This is a genomic window from Mycobacterium sp. NGS62 (assembly GCF_059812285.1).
This window is the reverse complement of sequence record NZ_JCALCK010000056.1, coordinates 1-1,411: the sequence shown is the minus strand read 5'-3', so window position 1 is coordinate 1,411 and position 1,411 is coordinate 1. Positions and strand designations below refer to the sequence as shown.

At 58.4% G+C, this 1,411-nt stretch carries 2 protein-coding genes; both read left to right on the top strand.

Features of this window, described 5'->3' with window-relative positions; genetic code table 11:
* Positions 1–89: 89 nt before the first annotated feature.
* Positions 90–965 carry a metal-dependent hydrolase gene (locus AC5Y49_RS24635; protein ID WP_499891993.1) on the top strand — a complete coding sequence of 292 codons (876 nt, stop codon included), beginning with the start codon at positions 90–92 and terminating at the stop codon, positions 963–965.
* A gap of 45 nt (positions 966–1,010) precedes the next feature.
* On the top strand, positions 1,011–1,411 hold a 401-nt coding region (locus AC5Y49_RS24630; RefSeq protein ID WP_499891992.1), incomplete at its 3' end, for an FAD-dependent oxidoreductase.

Below are 1,411 nucleotides of genomic sequence, written 5' to 3'. Positions count from 1 at the left end.
GTCGCTACCACTATCGGTCTTTTTCCGATACAGTCGGTACCTGTAACGCGATGTCTGAGGAAAGGCAACCTGTCATGGTGGACGGTGGCATGGGAAACGGCGCAGTAGCTGCTGCGGATACTCCGAGCGTGGAGTCTCGGTATCCGAAGACCCGGCGGATACGTTTCCCGTTTGGCGAGGAAAACAAGTATTTCTTTGACGACGACATAGCGTTTAGCCACCTGTGGGCGAACCTGTCGGGGTCCTTCCCGCCAGGGGAGGAGTTGTTCATTCGGTCGGTGCGCCGGTTCGCCGATGAGATCACCGATCCTGTGTTGAAGAAGCGGGTGGCTGGTTTCATCGGTCAGGAATCGGTCCACGGACAGCAGCACAGGGCGCTGAACGAGAAGCTCCTTGACATGGGCTATCCGATCGCCTGGTGGGATTCAGAAAAGTTTATCGATTGGGTTAAGCGCATCGAGGAGTTGCTGCCCGCCCGGATACCCCTGGCGGTGACAGCAGCCGCTGAACACTTCACCGCGATACTTGCTGAGCGGCTGCTCGGCGATGAGGAATTCCGGACGATCCCAGGTGAGCTGGAGGTGTGGAACCTGCTGAAGTGGCACGCGCTGGAGGAGCTTGAGCACAAGTCGGTTGCCTTCGATGTATTCCGTGCGATGGGGGGTACCGAGCGGGTGCGCAGGCGTGTGATGGCGGTGATGATCCCCCTTCTGCTTCTCCTCATGAGCGCCACGCTGGCCTACTCAGTATCGCGGGACCCAGAAGCGCGTCGTCAGCCGGTGCGGCTGATGCGGGAAACCTACCGACTCTACCGTGGCCCCATATTCCGGGGGTTGATCCCCGACCTTCGGACCTACCTGCGACCGGGATTTCATCCCAACGACATCGACACCAACGCGTTGCTGCAGCAATGGCAAGAGGAACTCTTCGGTACCGAGGGAGCCCTCGTCGGCTACCTGAAGTGACCGATCACCACCGAGACCCGTCACCCGGTAGGGAGCAACAAGTTTATGTCCGAATTTCTTGACGTTGTAGTTGTGGGAGCCGGTATTTCCGGTATTAGTGCCGCCTGGCATCTGCAGGATCGCTGTCCCAACAAGAGTTATGTGGTTTTAGAGCGTAGAGCTGATTTGGGTGGTACATGGGATCTATTCAAGTATCCGGGCATCCGGTCGGACTCCGATATGTGCACGTTCGGGTTCCGCTTCAAGCCGTGGCACTCGGCCCGGTTCACTGTTGATGCGGCCACGATCAAGAACTATCTGTGGGAAGCTGCAGCCGAGAGCGGCATCGAGAAGCACATCCGGTTTGGTACCCAGGTGTTGTCTGCGGACTGGTCGGACGCCGACAGGTGCTGGACCATCAAAGTGGCTCGAGACGGCGAAGAGACTGAGATCAAAGCCGCGTTCCT

Bases quoted from the DNA above. Each gene is read 5' to 3' on its own strand.
- AC5Y49_RS24635 (WP_499891993.1), top strand. From the start codon at position 90: ATGGGAAACGGCGCAGTAGCTGCTGCGGATACTCCGAGCGTGGAGTCT.